Here is a 2,751-nt window from a genome sequence, read left to right as displayed (position 1 = left end):
CCTCGGCCGGCGCGCCCCCCGCGGTGGGCTACCCGGCCGAGACATCCGCCGCCCCCGGCGCGTACCCGGCGATGCCCGGGCAGCGGGACGGGGCCTACGACGACTGGCCGGCGCAGGGCCAGCAGCCGTACCCGTCCGCCGGGTACGGCTACCAGGAGGCCCCCCACCAGACCGGCGGCTACCCGGACGCCTCCTACCCGGCCGGCGGTTACCCGGACGCCTCCTACCAGGGCGGCGGCTACCAGGGAGCCGACGGCACCTACCCGCCCGGGACCGGTGCCGCCGACGGCACGTACCCCGACGGCCAGTACGCCCCGGGCGGCTACCCGGTGACGGCCTCCCAGGCCGACCCCTACACCGACCAGACCGGCCAGTACCCCGGCCCGGCCTACGGCGGCCGGCCCGAGGCCCCCCGCGACGGGAGCGAGCAGCAGCGATGAACCGCACCACCCTGTCCCTGATCGCCGCCGTCGCGGCGCTGGCCGCCGTCACCGGAGTGGCGGCGGTGGCCGGCGGGACCTCGGACTCCGGCGACGGCACCCGGGCCGCGGCGGCCACCGGGCTGCCGGTCGAGCGCTCCAGCCTGGTGTGCCCGTCGCCGAGCGCCTCCGATGTCGCGTCGACCACCTACACCGCCTTCAGCCCCGGCTGGCAGGGCGCCAAGAGCGCCGGCGCCGAGCAGGCGGCGAAGGGCAGCGCGCGGCTGCTGCCCGCCGCGGGCTCCGCGGACGGATCCGGCCCGACCGACACGGACACCGACACCGAGACCGAGGGCGGATCCAAGGGCAAGCGCAAGGCCACGACCGGCGGCGCGCCCATGGTGCCGCTGGAACAGCCCGGCACACCGGTCACCGACACCGCCGAGGGCTCCGGCGCGTCCGCCCTGACCGGAACCGCGGACGGTCGGCTGGCGCCGGGCTGGACGGTGCAGCAGACCACCACCGTGGACGCCGGCGTGGGCCGCGGGCTGCTCGGCACCTCCTGCACCGCCCCGGACACCGACTTCTGGTTCCCGGCCGCCAGCACCGCGAGCGACCGGCAGGACTACATCCATCTGACCAACCCGGACAGCGGCCCGGCGGTGGTGGACCTGGAACTGTTCGGAGCCGACGGGGAAGCCGGGTCGAGCGAGGCGATCAACGTCCCCGGCCGGTCCACCGTGGCCCTCCTGCTCTCCACCCTGACCAAGGAGCCGCAGATCAACCTGACCGTGCACGTCACGGCACGGGCCGGGCGGGTCGGCGCCAGCGTGCAGGCGGCCGACACCAATCTCGGCGGCGACTGGCTGCCCGCGTCCGCGGACCCCGCGCCGAGCCTGGTCCTGCCCGGCATCCCGGCCGACGCCACGGGGGTCCGGCTGGTGGCCTTCGCCCCCGGCGAGGACGCCGACCTCAAGGTGCGCCTGTCCGGACCGTCCGGCTCCATCACCCCCGCCGGAAATGCGTCCTTGCACGTCAAGGGCGGTATGACGGCGGCGGTGGACCTCGGCGACGTCACCAAGGGCGAGCCCGGTTCGCTGATCCTCACCTCCTCGGACGGCCAGGGCACCCCGGTGGTCGCCGCGCTGCGGATCACCCGCGGCAAGGGGGACAAGCAGGAGACCGCGTTCATCCCCGCCGCCCCGGCCATCGACACCCGCGGCACCGTGGCGGACAACCGCGCCAAGGGCAGCACCCTGACGCTGACCGCGCCGGGGGAGACGGCCAAGGTACGGGTCACCTCCTCGGCGGCCACGGGCGGCGGCAGCCCGGCCAGTGAGACCTACACGATCAAGGCCGGCACCACCATCGCCAAGGCGCCCCCGCGGCCGTCCGGCGGGAAGGGCGCCTTCGCGGTCACCGTGGAGCGGCTCTCCGGCGGTCCGGTCCACGCGGCCCGAACGCTCGCCCTCACCCAGGACGGCCTTCCGATGTTCACCATCCAGACCCTGCCGGACGACCGGGGCACCGTGGCGGTCCCGGCAGCCGGCCAGGACCTGTCCCTGCTGAACCACTGACGACCCGGCCCGCCCGAGGGACCGCGACGGCTCACGGAGGGGGGTCGACCGGCAGACCGCCGGCGGCCCCCAGCCGCTTCCCGCACCGGCTCAGCCGTATCCCGCACCGGCCCCAGCCGCGTTCCCGTGCCGGCCCTCAGTCCTGCCCGTACCGCGGATCGACCGACTCCGGGGCGAGCCCCAGCAGCTCGGCGACCTGCTCCACGACCACCTCGTGCACCAGCAGGGCCCGTTCGTCGCGGCTCTTGGAGCGGAGTTCCACCGGACGGCGGTAGACCACGATCCGGTCGCGCCGGTCGCCCTGGCCGGCCAGGAAACCGCCCAGCGGCACCGTCTCGTCATCCCAGGGCAGTGTGGCGCCGGCCGGCTCCCCGCCGCCCATCCCCGGCACCTCGAACACCAGGAACTCCACCGCGGCCAGCTGCGGCCAGCGCCGCTCCAGCCGCTCGGCCGACTCCTGCACCAGGTCCCGGAAGGAGTCCGCGCGGCTGGCCGACAGCGGCACCTGCGGGGGCGCGATGGGTCCGCGCATACCGCGTCCGTGCCGGTCGCGGCGGCGCGGACGCGGATCGGACGGGTTGGGGACACCCCCGGCCGGAGGCGGTACAGACCTGGTCATCACTCACGAGAGTAGCTGTCACCGGCTTTCCGACAGGGGGCAATCGGACACCGCGCCTGGTCACGGCATGAGCATTCCAGCCACCCGTAGGGCAAAAACAGCCGTCTCGCGCACCCCCGGCCACCGTCCCCCGCCC

General features: G+C 75.6%; 2 protein-coding genes and 1 pseudogene. 2 read left to right on the top strand and 1 reads right to left on the bottom strand.

What is annotated here, in order from left to right; genetic code table 11:
- Positions 1–440 (top strand): annotated as a pseudogene (locus E4099_RS33375) (hypothetical protein); the annotation flags it as partial.
- Positions 437–1,996, top strand: coding sequence for a DUF5719 family protein (locus tag E4099_RS31120; protein ID WP_135342449.1), 1,560 nt, complete (start codon positions 437–439; stop codon positions 1,994–1,996). The pseudogene E4099_RS33375 and the gene E4099_RS31120, both read left to right, overlap by 4 nt.
- Before the next feature lie 136 nt (positions 1,997–2,132).
- On the opposite strand, the gene E4099_RS31115 is transcribed toward E4099_RS31120, so the two are convergent.
- On the bottom strand, positions 2,133–2,615 hold the full coding sequence (locus tag E4099_RS31115; protein ID WP_135342448.1) for a metallopeptidase family protein: 483 nt from the start codon (positions 2,613–2,615) through the stop codon (positions 2,133–2,135).
- Positions 2,616–2,751: the final 136 nt, after the last annotated feature.

The sequence above is a fragment of the Streptomyces palmae genome (genome assembly GCF_004684805.1).
GTDB lineage: Bacteria > Actinomycetota > Actinomycetes > Streptomycetales > Streptomycetaceae > Streptomyces > Streptomyces palmae.
Note: the sequence above shows the minus strand (reverse complement) of the source record. Positions and strands in the feature narration are given on the sequence as shown.

Coding starts and splice junctions, on each gene's coding strand:
- E4099_RS31120 (WP_135342449.1), top strand. CDS start 437: ATGAACCGCACCACCCTGTCCCTGATCGCCGCCGTCGCGGCGCTGGCC.
- E4099_RS31115 (WP_135342448.1), bottom strand. CDS start 2,615: ATGACCAGGTCTGTACCGCCTCCGGCCGGGGGTGTCCCCAACCCGTCC.